The 17,749-nt window shown below is 64.9% G+C and carries 14 protein-coding genes; 10 read left to right on the forward strand and 4 right to left on the reverse strand.

Translation table 11 applies throughout. From position 1 onward, the window contains the following. The 4 genes from F6S12_RS05220 to F6S12_RS05235 all read right to left on the reverse strand — a co-directional run. On the reverse strand, positions 1–492 hold a 492-nt coding region (locus F6S12_RS05220; RefSeq protein WP_315868773.1), incomplete at its 3' end, for a type 1 glutamine amidotransferase domain-containing protein. 91 nt (positions 493–583) lie between these two features. Then, positions 584–1,423 (reverse strand): metal-dependent hydrolase, encoded by an 840-nt coding sequence (locus F6S12_RS05225; protein WP_011061220.1) that lies wholly within the window; start codon positions 1,421–1,423, stop codon positions 584–586. Between the two features lie 39 nt (positions 1,424–1,462). Further along, entirely contained in the window at positions 1,463–2,362 is a 900-nt protein-coding gene (locus F6S12_RS05230; RefSeq protein ID WP_065364015.1) for an SDR family NAD(P)-dependent oxidoreductase, read from the reverse strand. After that, positions 2,349–3,917: a flavin-containing monooxygenase gene (locus tag F6S12_RS05235; RefSeq protein WP_161466807.1), complete on the reverse strand. Its 1,569-nt coding sequence runs from the start codon at positions 3,915–3,917 to the stop codon at positions 2,349–2,351. Before F6S12_RS05235 ends, F6S12_RS05230 begins: the two co-directional genes overlap by 14 nt. Positions 3,918–4,185: 268 nt before the next feature. Between F6S12_RS05235 and F6S12_RS05240 the strand changes: the two genes are divergently transcribed. The 10 genes from F6S12_RS05240 (at position 4,186) to F6S12_RS05285 (ending at position 17,738) form a co-directional block, all read left to right on the forward strand. Continuing rightward, positions 4,186–5,181, forward strand: coding sequence for an alpha/beta fold hydrolase (locus F6S12_RS05240; RefSeq protein WP_072441899.1), 996 nt, complete (start codon positions 4,186–4,188; stop codon positions 5,179–5,181). Positions 5,182–5,476: 295 nt separating this feature from the next. Then, positions 5,477–6,769, forward strand: a complete 1,293-nt coding sequence (locus F6S12_RS05245) for an alkane 1-monooxygenase (RefSeq protein WP_011061224.1) — start codon at positions 5,477–5,479, stop codon at positions 6,767–6,769. A 141-nt stretch (positions 6,770–6,910) separates the two neighbouring features. After that, complete coding sequence (praA, locus tag F6S12_RS05250) at positions 6,911–7,402, forward strand: alkane oxidation protein activator PraA (protein WP_315868774.1); 492 nt, start codon at positions 6,911–6,913, stop codon at positions 7,400–7,402. A 132-nt stretch (positions 7,403–7,534) separates the two neighbouring features. Then, on the forward strand, positions 7,535–8,041 hold the full coding sequence (praB, locus tag F6S12_RS05255; RefSeq protein ID WP_011061226.1) for an alkane oxidation protein activator PraB: 507 nt from the start codon (positions 7,535–7,537) through the stop codon (positions 8,039–8,041). 122 nt (positions 8,042–8,163) lie between these two features. Then, a complete protein-coding gene (locus F6S12_RS05260; protein WP_011061227.1) occupies positions 8,164–9,612 on the forward strand; it encodes an outer membrane protein transport protein in 1,449 nt (482 codons plus the stop codon). A 278-nt stretch (positions 9,613–9,890) separates the two neighbouring features. Then, entirely contained in the window at positions 9,891–12,440 is a 2,550-nt protein-coding gene (locus tag F6S12_RS05265; RefSeq protein ID WP_041118142.1) for an acyl-CoA dehydrogenase, read from the forward strand. A 30-nt stretch (positions 12,441–12,470) separates the two neighbouring features. After that, positions 12,471–13,823, forward strand: a complete 1,353-nt coding sequence (locus F6S12_RS05270) for a 3-oxoacyl-ACP reductase (RefSeq protein ID WP_123473357.1) — start codon at positions 12,471–12,473, stop codon at positions 13,821–13,823. 3 nt (positions 13,824–13,826) lie between these two features. Then, a complete protein-coding gene (locus F6S12_RS05275; RefSeq protein WP_236203358.1) occupies positions 13,827–14,717 on the forward strand; it encodes a MaoC family dehydratase in 891 nt (296 codons plus the stop codon). Continuing rightward, on the forward strand, positions 14,717–16,015 hold the full coding sequence (locus tag F6S12_RS05280) for an acetyl-CoA C-acetyltransferase (RefSeq protein WP_011061231.1): 1,299 nt from the start codon (positions 14,717–14,719) through the stop codon (positions 16,013–16,015). Before F6S12_RS05275 ends, F6S12_RS05280 begins: the two co-directional genes overlap by 1 nt. A 19-nt stretch (positions 16,016–16,034) precedes the next feature. Next, positions 16,035–17,738: an AMP-binding protein gene (locus tag F6S12_RS05285; RefSeq protein WP_315868775.1), complete on the forward strand. Its 1,704-nt coding sequence runs from the start codon at positions 16,035–16,037 to the stop codon at positions 17,736–17,738. Positions 17,739–17,749 lie beyond the last annotated feature (11 nt).

Genomic DNA, 17,749 nt, shown 5'->3' on the forward strand with positions numbered 1-17,749 from the left:
CTCCATGGGCCCGGCCAGCAGGGCGGTGACCTTGCGCCCATGGAGCACCGAGCGCCCGCTGGCCGGATCGATGCAGCGTGCCAGGGCCAGGGGGCCGTGGCACACCGCGGCCACGGGTTTGTCGGCCTGGAAGAAGGCCAGGATGATCCGCCGCACCTCCTCGGATTCCAACAGGCTGCGCATGCCCCGGGCGTGGCCGCCGGGAATCAGCAAGCCCTCGTAGGCCGCCGGGTCGACCCCGGCATAGGGCAGAGGGCTGCAAAAGGCCGGGTCGCGGGTCATGGCGTGGTAGCGGGCCAGGTCGGCCGCCGGGGTCATCAACAACGGGTTGAGCGGGCCGAACCCCAGGCTCACCAGGCGCGAATCGGCGTAGGCCGGCATCCCCAGGGGGGTGGCGAACTGCGCGGCAAAACCGGCGTCCCGGGCAGCCTGCCAGGGCAGGCTGCTTTCGCTGGGGTCGTAGTCGGCGTGGGGCAGCAGAATCAGGATCATCGCGCGGGCTCGCAGCACCTAAGGGTGCGTTGCAGGTTAGCAGCCCGCCAGGGGATGCCGGCACGCCGCTGTTGCGCCGTGCCGGCATTTGTCACTTGGCCGCGGCGGCGCGGGTGCGTTCGATGTCCTGCACCAGGCCGTCGATGCGTTGCAGTTGCTCGCGGTTGTCGTGGTCCCAGGGGTGAAAGCCCGGCTTGAAGAATTGCAGCCAGGGCAGGGCGATCCGCGGGAACACCCCCTTGGGGCCGTAGAGGTACTTGACCACCTGCCACAACCCGCGCCAGTGGCCGCCGCGACGGCGGTCGGCGATCAGCATGCGCACATGGAAGTCGAACACCACCAGCCAGAAGCCCAGGGTGGTGAACAGCATGCTCCCGGTGCGGATCAGGTAACGCTTGGGCCCGGGCTTGATCACGCTGTTCCAGACGTCGTAGGACACGGCCTTGTGCTCGGTTTCCTCCAAGGCGTGCCACAGCCACATCTGCCGGTAGCCCGCCACCGAATTGCCGAAGCGGCTGGGGTCGCGCAGCAGCAGGTCGGCGAGGATTGCCGTGTAGTGTTCCAGGGCTACGGTGATCGCGAGGTTGAAGGCCGGCGGGAAGTGCTTCTTCTGGAAATCGAGGAAGAAGCGCAACCGCCGGTCCAGCAGATGGGCCGGCAGCCCGGCGTCCTGCAGCAGGTCGTTGTAGCGCAGGTGCTCGCGGCTGTGCATGGCTTCCTGGCCGATGAAACCCTGGATCTGGCGCTTGAGCTCGGGGTCGTGAATCTGTTCGCGGTAGTGGCGCACGCTGTCCATGAAGAACAGCTCGCCGGAAGGAAACAGCAGGGACAACGCATTGAAGAAGTGGGTCACGTGGCTGCCTTGCTCGTGCCAGTCGCAGGCGCGTTCGGCAGGCAGTTCGACCTTGATGTCGCGGCGGATGGGCAGCATGGCTGTCGCTCCTCTAGACATGAAAAAGGGTGGGCGGCGCTACAGGCCGCGTTCGTCCTGGGGCTCGTAGACCGCCGGCCGCGTCTTGCCCGGCTTGGGCGCCATGCGCCGGCTGGCCCACACCACCAGGGCCTGGTAGGCGCTGGGCAGCAAGCGGATGAACAGGTCGAGCAAGTGCGCGTCGCGGCCGATCAGCACCCGGCGCTTGTTCTTGCGCACCCCCAGCAGGATCACCTTGGCGGCGGTTTCGGCAGAGGTGATGAAGAGTTTTTCGAAGTCGTCCCGGGCCTGCTGCTCGTTGTCGATCAGGAAACCCTTGACGTTGTCGCTGATGCGGCTGGTGCGGGCGATATCCGTGCGGATGCCGCCCGGGTGCACGCAGGTGGCGGAGACGCCGTTGCCTTGCAGGTCGAGCTCCTGGCGCAGGGATTCGGTAAATCCGCGCACGGCGAACTTGGTGGCGTTGTAGCCGCTCATGCCGGGCTGGGAGAACAGCCCGAAGACGCTGGAGGTGTTGATGATGTGACCGTCGCCGGATTGCCTGAGGTAGGGCAGGAAGGCCTGGGTGCCGTGGACCACGCCCCAGAAGTTGACGTCCACTATCCACTCCAGGTCCGCCAGGCTCGAACCTTCCACGGTGCTCGACAGCGCCACCCCGGCGTTGTTGAAGATCAGGTTGATCTGGCCGTGTTCGGCGGCGCTGGCGGCGGCCCAGGCGAACATCGCCTCGCGGTCGCCGACGTCCAGTTCCTGGCTGCTGATGCGCAGCGGCAACAGGGTCGCGGCCCGGGCCTGGGCCACGGTCTGTGCCAGGCCCTGGGGGTTCTTGTCGGCCAGGGCCAGGTGACAGCCCTCACGGGCCAGGGCGACGGCCAGGGCGCGGCCCATGCCGGAGGCGGCACCGGTGATGGCGGCGACTTTACCGTTAAAGTTTTTCATTGAGAGCGGCCTCTTCAAGGTGCAGGGGGCGCGCGGCGGCCGGTGCGGCGGCGGGCTGGGCGTGGGGCAGGTGGCTGGCCTGGTAGTCCTGCAGCTCGAAGTGCTGCAAGGTCTTCTTGAAGCTCCAGGTGGAGCCCGGCCAGAGGGTGGTGTTCTGCCCGCTGCGCGGGTCCAGGTACCAGCTGCGGCAGCCCCCGGTGGACCAGATGGCCCCGGCCAGGCGCTGCTGCAGGCGCTGGTTGTACTGGCTTTCGACCTGGGGCCGGACTTCGATGCTGGCGATACGTTCGCGCTGCATCTGGCCCAGGGCCTTGAGGATGTAGTCCACCTGGGCCTCGATCATCAGGATCATCGAGTTGTGCCCCAGGCCGGTGTTGGGGCCGACGATCATGAAGAAATTCGGGAAGCCCGGCAGGCAGGTGCCCAGGTAGGCGTGGGCGCCCCGGGCCCAGCTGTCCATCAGGTCCTGGCCATGGCGGCCGAACAGCAGGCCCCGGGGGATCGGGTCGGTGGCCTGGAAACCGGTGCCGAAGATGATGCAGTCCACGGGGTGGCGGCTGCCGTCTGCAGTGATCACCGCGTCGCCGTCGATGCGCTGGATGTCATCAGTGATCAGCCGCACGTTGCCCCGGGTCAGGGCCGGGTAGTAGTCGTTGGAGATCAGGATGCGCTTGCAGCCGATGGTGTAGTCCGGGGTCAGGCGCTGGCGCAGCATCGGGTCGGGCACCTGTTTGCGCAGATGGCGCAGGGCCACGCGCTGCACCACTTTCATCAGTCTGGGCCGGCGGGCGAAGGCGATCACCCGGCTTTCCAGGGCCCAGTACAGCGCCGAGCGCACCAGCCGCTGGGTGAAGGGCAGGTGCTTGAAGGCCCAGCGTTCCACCGCGCTGAGCTCGCGGTCGGGCTTGGGCATGATCCACGGCGGGGTGCGCTGGAACAGCTTGAGCTGAGCCACCCGCGGGGCGATTTTCGGCACGAACTGAATGGCGCTGGCGCCGGTGCCGATCACCGCCACCCGCTTGCCTTGCAGGGCGTAGCGGTGATCCCACTGCTGGGAGTGAAACCGCTTGCCGGTGAAAGTGTCGAGCCCGGGGATGTCCGGGATCGCCGGGCGCGACAGGCCACCCATGCCGGAGATCAGTACCCGCGCACTGACTTCCCGACCATTGCTGAAGCGCAGGTGCCAGCGCTCCCGGGCTTCATCGAAGACCGCCTGTTGCAGGCCCATGTTGAAGTGCAGGTAGGGCGCCAGGGCGAAATCCCGGGCGCAGTTTTCCAGGTATTCGCGGATTTCCGGCTGGGGCGCGAACTGCCGGGTCCAGTTCGGGTTGGGCGCAAAAGAGAAGGAATAAACGTGGGATTGCACGTCGCAGGCGCAGCCGGGGTAGTGATTGTCGCGCCAGGTGCCCCCCAGGGACGCGGCGTGTTCGGCGACGAAGAAATCCTCTATCCCCGCTTGCTTGAGCTTGATCGCCATGCACAGCCCGGCGAAGCCGGCGCCGATGATGGCGATGTCAACGACCTCGGGGTCGTCGGGTGGCGAGTACGCATTCATGGTGTGTACCTCGATTGTAATGATGCTGCTGGGTGACTTTCGTCAGTGGGTGAAAACTCAGGATTGCACAATTTAAAATAATGTTTTAAAAATTAATTTAAATAAATTACCTGAAAATGTCACCTGCGCTGGTCGCCTGTGGATTTTGCGGGGCTCATCCAGGCCATGGGTGAGGCGTCACAGGCGGCACCAGGCCAGGGCGACACGCCACACCGCCAGGTCATTCCGATCACGGGCGAACGGCGCAGGGAAGCTGAGGGGGCGGGTTATGGAGTGGCTGGTAGCGGCAGCGGTATTCCTGGCGGTCAGTGCGGTGCTCTGGGTGGTGAGTTTTCGTATCAACCGCCGGATTGAAAGCCAGGTTCCGATCAACGGACGCTTTCTCGAGGTCGGTGGCGAGCGCATTCACTACACCGATGAGGGCAGGGGCCCGGCGCTATTGATGATCCATGGCCTGACCGGCTGCGGGCGCAACCTGACCCACTCCCTGGCCCCGCAACTGCGCGAACGCTTCCGGGTGATCACCATCGATCGTCCCGGTTCGGGCTATTCCACCCGGGCCCGGGGCGCCGCCGCAGACCTACCGGCCCAGGCCAGCCTGGTGGCCAGGTTCATTCGTACCCTGGACCTGGGCCAGCCGCTGGTGCTGGGGCATTCCCTGGGCGGTGCGGTGGCGCTGTCCCTGGCCCTGGACCATCGGCAATCGGTGTCCGGGCTGATCCTGGTGGCCCCCTTGACCCATCCGCAGCGCATGTTGCCGCTGGTGTTCCTGTCCCTGGCAGTGCGCCCGGCTTTGCTGCGGCGCTGGATGTCCCTGACCCTGGCGGCGCCCATGGCCATGCTCGGGCGCCGTGGCCTGGTCAAGTCGGTGTTCGCCCCGGACCCGGTGCCCGAGGATTTCGCCGAGCGTGGCGGCGGGTTGCTGGGGATGCGTTCGGACAGCTTCTACAACGCCTCCAGCGAAATCGCCGTGGTCAACCGTTCGCTGCCGGGCATGGTCAAGCATTACCCCAGCCTGAAGCTGCCGGTAGGGCTGATCTATGGCTCGGCGGACCCGGTGCTCAGTTACCGCCGGCACGGTGAGTCAATGGTCGGCAAGGTGCCGGGGCTGTCCCTGGAGATCGTCCAGGGCCGGGGCCACATGTTGCCCATCAGCGCAGTCGAGCGGGTGGTGGCCATGGTCCAGCACGTCGCTTCCCAGGCTGCGCCACAACGCAGCGCAACCATCCTGCACCCGCCGTTCGCGGCTTCAAGAGCAAGTTGAGGGCGTGGTGGGGGGCGGTTTCGAGCGCCCCTGCCGCGGCGTCGACAGCAGCTGTAAATGCTTCACGGGCGACATTCGAAACAAGCCGAAAAAATAGTTGACGAGCTAACGAACCCGAGCTATTTTTTTAAAAAAATGTTTTGAATGTTTTTTTTGAAAGTGCAATTGAGCGATTAAAAATAATGAAAATAACGCCATTTCACGCTTTTATTTTTTCATCCCTTCCCGCTCTGCACAGCGCAGCCGCGCTGTCCTTTATAGCACCTGTTTCGACTGCCATCCTGCGGAGGCTGCCATGACTGTTTCCGTGGCGGCACCCGGCGTCTGGACCGATAGCAAGCGTCACCTGTGGTGGCTGGGCACCTTGCCCATGATCACCCCTCTGCTGTCGGGGATCTTCGCCCTCACCACCGGGGTGCAAGTGTTCTGGTGGAGCGGGGTCCTGGTGATCTTCGGCCTGATCCCGCTGATTGACGGCCTGATGGGGGAAGATGCCAGCAACCCGCCTGAATCCGCCGTTCCCGATCTGGAAAAACAACCCTACTACCGCTTTATCGTCTACAGCTGTGCCGTGCTCTCGGTACTGTCTTTGGTGGTGACCGCCTGGATGGCCATCAGCGGGGTGGACTGGATCATCGCCGGCGGCCTGCTGCAACTGAGTGAACAACTGCACCTGCAAGGCAGCCTGGCGAGTTTCGCCGCCTTCCTCACCGAGCGTGCGCAACTGCACGGCAGTATCGGCTGGTTCACCTACCTGGGCATGGCGATGTCCACTGGCGCGGCCACCGGCATTGCCATCAACATCGCTCATGAGCTGGGGCACAAGAACCGCGGGATGGCCAAGTTCCTGGCCAAGCTGGCCCTGGCTTCGACCTTCTACGGGCACTTCTTCGTCGAGCACAACCGCGGCCACCATGTGCGGGTGGCCACCCCGGAGGACCCGGCCAGTTCACGCCTGGGCGAATCCTTCTGGAGTTTCCTGCCGCGCACCGTGTGGTTCAGCCTGAGTTCGGCCTGGCATCTGGAAAGCCAGCGCCTGGAAAAACTCGGCCTGCCGACCCTGCACTGGAAGAACGGCGTGCTCAGCGCCTGGTTGTACAGCGTGGTGCTGTGGGGCGTGCTGATCGCCTGGCTGGGGGCGGCGGTGATTCCCTTCCTGGTGATCCAGGGGATCTACGGCTTCTCTCTGCTGGAGGTGGTCAACTACGTCGAGCACTACGGTCTGCTGCGCCAGAAACAGCCCAACGGCCGCTATGAACGCTGCTCGCCGCGCCACTCCTGGAACAGCAACCGGATCGTCACCAACATCTTCCTGTTCCAGTTGCAGCGCCACTCCGACCACCACGCCAACCCGACCCGTGCGTATCAGGCCTTGCGTCACTTCGACGAGTCGCCACAGCTGCCCTATGGCTACGCCACCATGATCGTCTGGGCCTATGTGCCGGCCCTCTGGCGGCGCCTGATGGACCACCGGGTGCTGGCGCACTACTCGGGTGATGTACGCCTGGCCAACATGCACCCGGCCAAGCGTGACGAGCTGCTCAAGCGCTACGGCTTCAGCAACACCGATTCAGACACCGCTCTTTAGTTGTACCGCTCACCCCTTCAAGTGCTGGTGAACCGGTCGTGTTCGCCTGTGATGTGCCCGCTTGAAGGGTGAGCAACGCAGTAGGCAGTCCTTAAGCAAGTTGACCGACAACAACAATAAGCAACTGTAAGGAAGTCACGGATGTCTATTTCACCGCTATTCACTGCCCAGTTGTTCGTGGTCCTGGTGGGGATCTCCCTGATGGGGGCCGCCGAAGCCGCGCGCATTGAACCGGCCAATACCGAGTTCACCGCCAAGGGCCCCATCAGCTTTGCCAAGAGCATCATCAATGCCGACTGCACCATCCAGGTCAGCGGCAAGGTCAGCACCGACGGCAGCTTCGCCAGCGTCGAGAAAGTCGACTTCAGCGGCGGCCTCAAGTGCGGCCAGGTGGAAGCCACGCACCTACCCTGGAAGCTGATCGCCAAGGACGAAACCAGCGGCGCTATGTCGGGTATCCAGGTCACCGTGCACGCGCCCCTGGTGGGCGGCGACTGCGGGCCGTCCACCGCCGAAGGCAGTTGGAACAACAGCACCGGAAAACTCGAAGCGGCCCAGGTCAGCCTCGACGGTGGCTGCACCATCAAGACCGTATCGATCCAGATGCCACCCACGTTCCGGGTTGCACCCTGACGCGCACGTCACACCTTTATCGAATTGAAGATTTGGCTGGAAAGGGAAGCTCGGTCGCTGTTCTCCGTGTCGTCTCGCTCAAGGCCATTACCCCGGCGAAATGAATCGCCATACATGTGAGGAAAAACAACAATGAAAGGCATCAAAACTCTCGTGTCCGCCACCGCCATCGTTGCCTGCTTGGGAGCTGCTTCCATGGCCAGCGCTGCATCCATCGCCATTGATGGTGCGAACCCGGATGGTCCGTTCACTACCCCTGGCGGCACCATCACCGTGCGCTCGCCGTCCTCGTTCAACCAGCCCGTGACCTGCAACATCAACTTCAGCGGCAACATCGCCGGCGGCGTGGCCAGCATCACCGGCGCCACCGTCAGCGGCAGCAACGCGCTGTGCAACCTGCCGAAGATCACTGGCTTGCCATGGACCCTGAGTGCCTCCAGCACCACCGCAGGTACCGTGACCAACGTGGGTTACACCATTTCCTTCTTCCCTGCCACCAACTGCGGTCCGACCACCATCAACGTGGCCTGGAGCAACGTGACTCACTCGCTGAGCCTGAGCACGCCTCAGACCCTGAGCGGTGGCTGCTCCGTGGATGTGCTGAACGCCAAGCCGTCGCCACAGGTCAGCGTGATTTAAGCGTTATCTGGAACCAAGGGCTGATCACCCGCTGAAGGACACCGCCTCGCAAGAGGCGGTGATCTGCAGATCAGGAGGGCCCTGTAGTGTCGGTTGCTATCGATAATAATAAGGAGTGGGGCATGAATAATAAGAAACAACAGTTGCAGATCGCGGTGGCACTCGCCCTGTTGGGGGGCTTTGGTGCGATCGGCACTGTTCAGGCAGGCGGCTTCACCACGCCTACCTACGGCGCTCCCGGATGGGGCCGGGCCTTCGGTGGTGGTTCGTTGTTCAAGAACGACCCCAGTGCGGCTTACAACAACCCGGCGGCCATGGCGTTTATCGATCAGAACGTGGCACAGATGACGGTCGACTACGCCCGCATCAAGATGAAATACAAAGGCGATGCCTACGATTATCAAGGGAATCCGGCCACCACCTTGCCGGTGGATGCATCCGGCGTCCCCACCAGCGGTCCGGTGCCCCTGGAGGGCAATGGTGGCCAGGGCGGCTTCACCGCCTGGTTGCCGACCGGCTTCATGGTAATGCCGATCAACGATCAGTTTGCCTTCGGCCTGAGCCAGGTCGTGCCCATGGGCATGCGCAGCACCTGGGATAACGACAATTCAAAGATCCGCGACTTTTCGGTGGATACCAAGATCGAGACCGTGGGCCTGACCGGCTCGCTGTCGTTCAAGGTCAATGACGACTTCTCCCTGGGTGCCGGGGTCATCGTCCAGCACAGCAAGGGCTTCGTCAGCCAGAACCTCAACCTGACCGGTGCCGCGGCGGTATCTCCCGGCCTGGGCGGGATCCCGCTGCCATCCGGCGTCGGGGCGAACCTGATGCGGGTCAAGGTGGACAATACCTCGGTAGGCTGGTTCACCGGCGTGGTCTGGAAACCCACCGACCGCGACACCCTGGGCCTGAACTACCACGCCAAGATCAAGAACAAGATGGACGGCAAGTACAACGTGCGTGCCGACGCGGTAGGCCGCCAGTACATGACCCAACCGGCCGGGCCCAATGGTGAAAGCCTGGTGGAACTGGCCTATCCCGGCCTGAAGCTGAACCCGGATGGCGCCAACGCCAGTGCCCAGCTGGACATTCCAGCCTCCGCCGGGCTGGACTGGGTGCACGTGTTCGATGACCGCTTCACCCTGGGTGCCAGCATGCTGTGGACCCAATGGTCGTCGTTCAAGGACCTGACCCTGAAGTCCGATGGCAATACCCTGGTCTCCATCCCGTACAAGTACAAAGACACCATGATGTATTCCCTGGGTGGCGACTACCGCTTCACCGACCAGCTGACCCTGCGGGCCGGTGTGGCGTACGACCAGACACCAACCCGTAACAGCACACGTGACCCGCGGATTCCCGACAACGATCGCTGGTTCACTTCCTTGGGCTTCGGCTATGACATCAGGGCGATCCCCGGCCTGACCATCGACGGCGCCTATTCCCGGCAATTCGTCAAGGAAGCCAAGATCAAGACCCAGAACGTGGACCGTCTCGGTGCCTCGCGCCTGGATGGCAAGGTCGACGCCAAGGGCGAGGTGGTGAGTCTCTCCGCGACCTATCACTTCTGAGGGTAAAGGCTTTACCCACGCCTCGAGATAACGGCAGTACAAAGGGATTGTGCTACTGCCGTCGGCGGGACGGGTCACCTCAGGACCCGTCTTGACCTGCCATTTCCCCAAGCCCTGGCTGACATCGTTCGGCCGTTGTGCGTTGCTGAAATCACTCAAAACAATATTTAAAAATAAAATTTGAAACGCGGCAGTTTCCTTTGTAGGGTGATCTTCGAGGGGCCGGCACAACGCCCAGGCTCCAAGTGGTCGTCTGCATAGAACAAGAGAGGTATTCCATGATTGTCTGGTTATTGGTGGGACTCGCCGCTGCGTTCGCACTGGCCTATCGGCAGGCCCCGGCATCCTGGTGGCTGGGCTCGGCCCTGGTCTGGCTGGGGGCAGGGCACTGGTTGGGCCTGGTGGGCTCGCTGGGCATCACCCTCGCGGCGCTGCTGGTGGTGCTGCCGGCTGCGCTGCTGAGCGTCAAGCCGCTGCGTCGGGCCTTGCTCACCCGTCGTGCCCTGGTCATGTTCCGCAAGATCATGCCGGCCATGTCCGACACCGAGCGCGCGGCCATCGAATCCGGCACGGTCTGGTGGGATGCCGAGCTGTTCAGCGGCAAGCCCGACTGGTCGCGCCTGATAGGCGCCGCGCCGGCCAGCCTGAGCGCCGAAGAGCAGGCGTTCATGGACAACGAAGTGGAAACCCTGTGCGACATGGCCAACGACTGGGAAACCACCCAGGTCTGGCAGGACCTCTCGCCCAAGGCCTGGCAATACACCAAGGACGCGGGTTTCCTGGGGATGATCATTCCCAAGCAGTATGGCGGCAAAGGCTTCTCCCATTACGCTCACTCCCAAGTGGTGATGAAGCTCTCCACCCGCTGCTCGGCGGCGGCAATCTCGGTGATGGTGCCCAACTCCCTGGGCCCGGCCGAACTGCTGCTGCACTACGGTACCGAGGCCCAGCGCCAGCATTACCTGCCGCGCCTGGCCCGGGGCGAAGACATTCCCTGCTTCGCCCTGACCAGCCCCTATGCCGGCTCCGACGCCGGGGCCATTCCCGATACCGGCGTGGTCTGCAAGGGCCAGTTCGAAGGCCAGGAAGTGCTGGGCTTCCGGGTTACCTGGGACAAGCGCTACATCACCCTGGGCCCGATCGCCACGGTGCTGGGCCTGGCGTTTCGCGCCGAGGACCCGGACGGCCTGCTGGGCACCAAGGGCAGCCTGGGGATCACCTGCGCGCTGATTCCCACCACTCATCCCGGGGTCAATACCGGGCGGCGCCACTGGCCGCTGAACGCGGTGTTCCAGAATGGCCCGACCACCGGCAAGGATGTGTTCATCCCCCTGGAATGGGTGATCGGCGGTGGCGACCAGGTGGGCAACGGCTGGCGCATGCTGATGGAATGCCTGGCCGCCGGGCGCGCCATTTCCCTGCCCTCGGCCAACGTCGGCCTGGGCAAAGTGGCGGTGCGCGGCACCACGGCCTACGCGGCGATGCGCAAGCAGTTCGGCCTGCCCATCGGCAAGTTCGAAGGGGTGCAGGCGCCCCTGGCCCGCATGGCCGGGCACCTGTATGCCTGCGACGCGGTGCGCAAGGTCTCGGTGGCGTCCCTGGATGCCGGCGAGAAGCCCTCGGTGATCTCGGCCATCGCCAAGTACCACGTCACCGAGCGCGCCCGGGCCATGGTCAATGACGGCATGGACATCGTTGCCGGCAAGGGCATCTGCATGGGGCCCAACAACTTCCTGGCCCGGGCCTACCAGCAAAGCCCGATCGCCATCACCGTGGAAGGCGCGAACATCATGACCCGCTGCCTGATCATCTACGGCCAGGGGCTGATCCGTTGCCACCCCTATGTCTTTCGCGAGATGGAAGCGGCCCGGGATACCGGGCGCAAGGGCCTGGAAGCGTTCGACAGCGCGATGTTCGGCCACATCAGCTTCGTCTTCGCCAACACCGTGCGCGCTGCCGTGCACGCGGTCACTGGCGGGCGCCTGATCAAGGCCCCGGGCAATACCGACAAGGCCCTGGCCGCCTATTACCGGCAGATCCAGCGTCTGTCGGTGGTCCTGGCCCTGGCCTCGGACATTTCCATGGGCGTGCTGGGCGGTGCCCTCAAGCGCAAGGAAAGCATCACCGGGCGCCTTGGGGACATTCTGTCCCAGCTGTACATCCTGTCCTGCGTGTTGAAGCGCTTCGAGGACGATGGCCGGCCGCAGGCCGACCTGCCGCTGGTGCACTGGGCCGCCCAGGACTGCCTGCTGCGGGCCCATGAAGCCCTGGCCGAAGTGCTGGACAACTATCCGTCCAAGGCTGCCGCGCGGATCATCCGTGGCCTGAGCTTTCCCCTGGGCATTCCCCAGCGCAAGCCGTCGGACCGCCTGCTGGCGCAAGTCGCCGAACTGGTGCAGACCCCGGGCCCGACCCGCGACCGCCTGCTGGCCGACTCCTACATCCCGCAGCCGGACATCGACAAGCTGGCCTATGGCGAACTGGCGTTCCGCCTGCAGCCACAGGTGGACCTGATCGAGGCGCGGCTCAAGCCGGCGATCAAGCAGGGCAGCCTGGCGCCGTTGCCGATCTCCCGCGAGGCCTTCGTGATCTGGCGGGTCAAGGCCCTGGAGCTGCAGCTGATCAGCCCGGACGAGGACGAGCTGCTGGGGCGCTATGTGGAATACGGCGACCACGCGATCCAGGTCGACGACTTCCCCCAGGACTTCGGTCTGCTCGAAGCCCTGCAACAGCGTCAGGCTCACTTCGAACAAAGCGCCAAGCCGGCCTCGCGCAAACGCGCGGCCAGCAGCGAAGACGCAGTGGCCGCCAGCGATTCGGCCTATTGACCCTCTACAGGATTGGATCGGGATCTCTTTATGTCTGACGGTTATCTTTCGTTCGTCAATTCCGGCTGGGGCCGCTGGCTGGCCCAGCGCACCGGCCTGCCGCAACCGGTGCCGCTGCAACGGCACCGCGAGGGGCAGGGCGGCAACCTGCTCAACCCGGTGGTCCTCGCCGCAGCGCCCGAGGGGCGCCTGCTGGGCGAGCTGCAACGGATCTTCGCCGCCACCGACACCGTGGCGGCCCAGGCCGCAAGCATCACCGCGCCTTCCACGGTGAAGGTCCAGGGCCTGGTGTTCGATGCCAGTGGGGTGGCCAACATCGCCCAGCTGGACGAGCTGTACCGCTTCTTCCACGCCAATGTGCGGCGCCTGACTGCCCACGGCCGGGTGCTGGTGCTGGGTACGCCGCCGGAGCACTGCAAGGAACTGGCCCAGGCGGTGGCGCAACGGGCCCTGGAAGGCTTCGTGCGTTCCCTGGGCAAGGAGCTGCGTCGGGCCATCACGGTGCAGTTGCTGTACGTCGAGCCCGGCGCCGAAGCCGAGCTGGACAGCAGCCTGCGGTTCTTCCTGTCGCGCCGCTCGGCCTATGTATCGGGGCAGGTGGTGCGCATCGGCGAACCGGTGGAAGTGCCCCGGCACATCGATTGGCAACAGCCCCTGGGCGGGCGCCGGGCACTGGTCACCGGGGCCTGCCGCGGCATCGGCCTGGCCATTGCCAAGGTCCTGGCCCGGGAGGGCGCCCAGGTGGTGTGCCTGGACATTCCCCAGAGCGAGGCCGAGCTGCAGCAGGCGGCTGCCGGGATCAAGGGCAGCGCCCTGGCCCTGGACATCACCGCGGCCAACGCCGGGCAACGCCTGCTGGAGTTCGTCGGCGAGCACGGCGCCTTCGATATCGTGGTGCACAACGCCGGCATCACCCAGGACAAGACCCTGGCGAAGATGACCGAGGCAGCGTGGCGCAAGGTCATGGCGGTCAACCTGGAAGCGCCGCTGCTGCTCAGCCAGGCGCTGCTGGAAGGCCAGGGCCTGAATCCCGGCGGGCGCATCGTCTGCGTCTCGTCGATTTCCGGGATCGCCGGCAACCTCGGGCAGAGCAACTACGCCACCTCCAAGGCCGGGGTCATCGGCCTGGTGCAGAACCTCGCCCCTTTGGCGGCGCGCCAGCAGATCACCGTCAATGGCGTGGCCCCGGGTTTTATCGAAACCCAGATGACCGCGAAGATCCCGCTGATGATCCGCGAGGCCGGGCGGCGCATGAACTCCATGAACCAGGGCGGTCAGGCCGAGGACGTGGCGCAAACCATCGCCTGGCTGGCCCATCCGGCCTCCGGCGGGATCAATGGACAGGTGGTCCGCGTCTGCGGGCAAAGCCTGCTGGGGGCCTGAGCCATGAATGCTGATACCGCAATTCGCATCATCGAGCCGCCGCCCTCCCGGGGGCAGCTGCTTTACGACGGCATCCGCAGCCTGCGCAAGCCCAAGCCGGACGCCGCGCCCCAACTGCCGACGGAGCGCCTGGTGCGCCCGGCGGTAGAGCTCAAGGCCGACGAAATAGCCCGTTACGCCCGGGCCTGCGGCTTTCGCCGGGAACACGGGGTGCCGCTGGCGTTTCCCCACACCCTGGCGTTCCCGCTGCATCTGTTGCTGCTGACCCGCCCGACGTTTCCCTATCCGGCCAGTGGCATGGTCCACCTGGCCAACCGCATCCGCCAGTACCAACGGTTGGAGGAGGGCCAGGCCCTGCGCCTGGAGGTGTTTGCCGAGCGTTGGTTGGCCCATCCCAAGGGCCAGGCGCTGTCGATTGCCACCCGGGCCCACAGTGGCGGCAGCCTGGTCTGGGAAAGCGACAGCCTGTACCTGCGCCGCGGTGTAGCCGGGCCCATCGGCGAGCCCTGGGAGGGCTTGTTGCAATGGGATGAGCAGGCCTTGGTGCGCACTCAGCGCTGGAGCCTGGGGGGCGATCTGGGCCGCCGCTTTGCCCAGGTCAGCGGCGACTTCAACCCGATCCATACCTCATGGCTGGGCGCCCGGCTGTTCGGCTTCCGCCGGCCCATTGCCCACGGCATGTGGACCCTGGGCCGGGCCCTGGCGGCCCAGCAACCGCCCCATCCTCTGGCGGCAGCCCAGCTGGACTGCGAGTTCAAGCTGCCGATCTTCCTGCCGGCGGCGGTGACCCTGTGGAATCGCCTGCCGGACGGCCCGCGCCATGAGTTCGAAGTGCGCAACAACGCGGGGGACAAGCCCCACATGCGCGGTCTATTTATCTGGGGAGCTCGTTGATGGCTGAGTACAGTTTCAATCCGGCGCCGGTCCGCCGGGTGGCGATCCTGGGCGGTAACCGGATTCCGTTCGCCCGTTCCAACACGGTATATGCCAATGACAGCAACCAGGACCTGCTGGTGGCGGCGTTGCAGGGCCTGGTGGATCGCTACGGCCTGTCGGGCCAGCGCCTGGGGGAGTTCGCCGCGGGGGCGGTGATCAAGCATTCGCGGGATTTCAACCTGGCCCGGGAAAGTCTCTTGTCCACCACCCTGTCGCCGCAGACCCCGGCCTATGACCTGCAGCAGGCCTGCGGCACCGGGCTTGAGGCGGCGCTGCTGGTGGCCAACAAGATCGCCCTGGGGCAGATCGAAGTGGGCATTGCTGGGGGCGCCGACACCACCTCCGACGCGCCCATCGGCATTAACGAAGGCCTGCGCCGCACCTTGCTCCAGGCCAACCGCGCCAAGGGCACCGGCAACAAGCTGCGCAGCCTGCTCAAGGTGCGCCCGGGGATGTTCTTCAAGCCGTTGCTGCCACGCAACGGCGAGCCGCGCACCGGGCTGTCCATGGGCGAGCACTGCGAAGAAATGGCCAAGCGTTGGCAGATCAAGCGCCTGGCCCAGGATGAACTGGCCCTCACCAGCCACCACCAGTTGAATGCGGCCTACCAGCGCGGCTTCTTCGATGACCTGATCACCCCGTACCGCGGCCTGAAACGCGATAACAACCTGCGGGCCGACGCCAGCCTGGAGAAGCTCGCCGGCCTGGGCCCGGCCTACGACCGCCACAACGGCACCCTGACCGCCGGCAACTCGACCCCGCTCACCGATGGCGCCTCGGTGGTGCTGCTGGCCAGCGAAGACTGGGCGGCGGCCAACAATCTGCCGGTGCTGGCCTACCTGCGTACCGGGGAAACCGCCGCGGTGAACTTTGTCGACGGCAGTGAAGGGCTGCTCATGGCCCCGGCCTATGCCGTGCCGCGCATGCTCGCCCGGGAGGGCCTGAGCCTGGAGGATTTCGACTTCTACGAGATCCACGAAGCCTTTGCCGCCCAGGTGCTGTGCACCCTCAAGGCCTGGGAGGACGCTGATTACTGCCGGGACAAGCTCGGCCTCGACGGACCTCTGGGCAGCATCGAGCGCAGCAAGCTCAACGTCAACGGCGGCTCCCTGGGCTGCGGGCATCCGTTCGCCGCCACCGGTGGGCGGCAACTGGCGACCCTGGCCAAGGCGATCCATGAGCGTGGCGGCGGCCGCGGGCTGATTTCCATCTGTGCAGCAGGCGGGCTGGGCGTAACCGCCATCGTCGAAAAATAAAATAACAAGGAGACTGCCAATGACTGTCGTGAGCCTGCAACCCGTCGAGCGTATCTGGCTGAACGCTTACCTGCCGGGAGTGCCCAGCGATATCGAAGCCGAGATCGACCGTTACCCGTCGCTGCGGGAAGTGTTCCTCGAACACGTGGACAAGTATCGCCAACGGGTGGCCTATGTGAGCATCGGCACCGAGATGGGCTACGACCTGTGGGAGAAGCGGGTATTCGCTTTCGCCGCCTGGTTGCAGTCCAAGGGGGTGAAGAAGGGCGACCGGGTGGCGTTGATGATGCCCAACTGCCTGCAGTACCCGATCTGCCTGTTCGGCACCCTGCTGGTGGGGGCCGTGGTGGTCAACGTCAACCCGCTGTACACGGCTCACGAACTGCGGCACCTGCTCAAGGACAGCGGCGCCGAGACCGTGGTGATCTTCGAGAATTTCGCCCACACCCTGGAACAGGCGATGCCGGGCAGCCAATTGAAGAACATCGTGGTGGCCGCCATCGGTGACCTGCTGGGCACCTTCAAGGGCGCAGCCCTGAACTTCGCCTTGCGCCATGTGCAAAAGCAGGTGCCGAAATTCAACCTGCCGGGGGCCATCCGCTTTCCGGCGATGATGAAGCTGGCCAGCGTGCTGGAGCACCGCCCGGTGGAACTCAAGCAGGACGACATCGCCTTCCTGCAATATACCGGCGGCACCACGGGCGATGCCAAGGGCGCCATGCTCACGCACCGCAACATCCTCGCCAACCTGATGCAGGCCAAGGCCTGGGTCGGTGACCAGCTGGACGAGAACCAGCAGGAAACCAACGTCACCCTGTTGCCGCTGTACCACGTGCTGTCGCTGACGGTGAACTGCCTGATGTTCATGTGCCTGGGCGGGCGCAACATCCTGATCGCCAACCCGCGGGATGTGAAGCGGGTGCAGATGATCCTGCGCAAGGAAAAGTTCAGCGGCATCGTCGGGGTCAACACCCTGTTCAACGGCCTGCTGGAGAACGAAGAGTTTCGCGGCAGGGATTTCTCCGACCTGAAGCTGGCGATTGCGGGCGGCATGGCCACCCACACCTCGGTGGCCCGGCGCTGGAAGGAAGTCACCGGGGTGCCGATCATCGAAGGCTACGGCCTGACCGAGTGCTCGCCGGTGGTGAGCATCAGCCCGATCGACATTGCGCGCATGCGCGAAGGCGATTTCACCGGGACCATCGGCGTACCGCTGCCTTCGACCTGGGTGCGCTTCGTGCGCGAGGACGGCCAACTGGCCGAGCTGGGCGAGGAGGGCGAGCTGCAGGTACGCGGGCCGCAGGTGATGAAGGGCTACTGGCAGCGCCCGGAGGAAACCGCCAAGGTTCTGGACCGCCACGGCTGGCTGTCCACCGGGGATGTCGGGGTGATGAACGAGCAGGGCTTCATTCGCCTGGTGGACCGCAAGAAGGACATGATCCTGGTCTCCGGTTTCAACGTGTACCCCAACGAGATCGAAGATGTGGTGGCCCTGCACCCCGGGGTGGCGGAAGTGGCGGCGATTGGCGTCGAGGATGATGTGACCGGCGAGAAAGTGAAGATCTTCGTCGTACGCAAGGACCCGGCGCTGACCCAGGACCAGTTGCTGGCCCACTGCCGGGAATACCTCACCGGCTACAAAGTGCCGCGCTATGTAGAGTTCCGTACCCAAGAGCTGCCCAAGACCACCGTGGGCAAAGTCCTGCGCCGCGCCCTGCGCTGACCCGCAGGAGC

The sequence above is a fragment of the Pseudomonas sp. JV245A genome, from assembly GCF_032424515.1.
Classification (GTDB): domain Bacteria; phylum Pseudomonadota; class Gammaproteobacteria; order Pseudomonadales; family Pseudomonadaceae; genus Aquipseudomonas; species Aquipseudomonas protegens.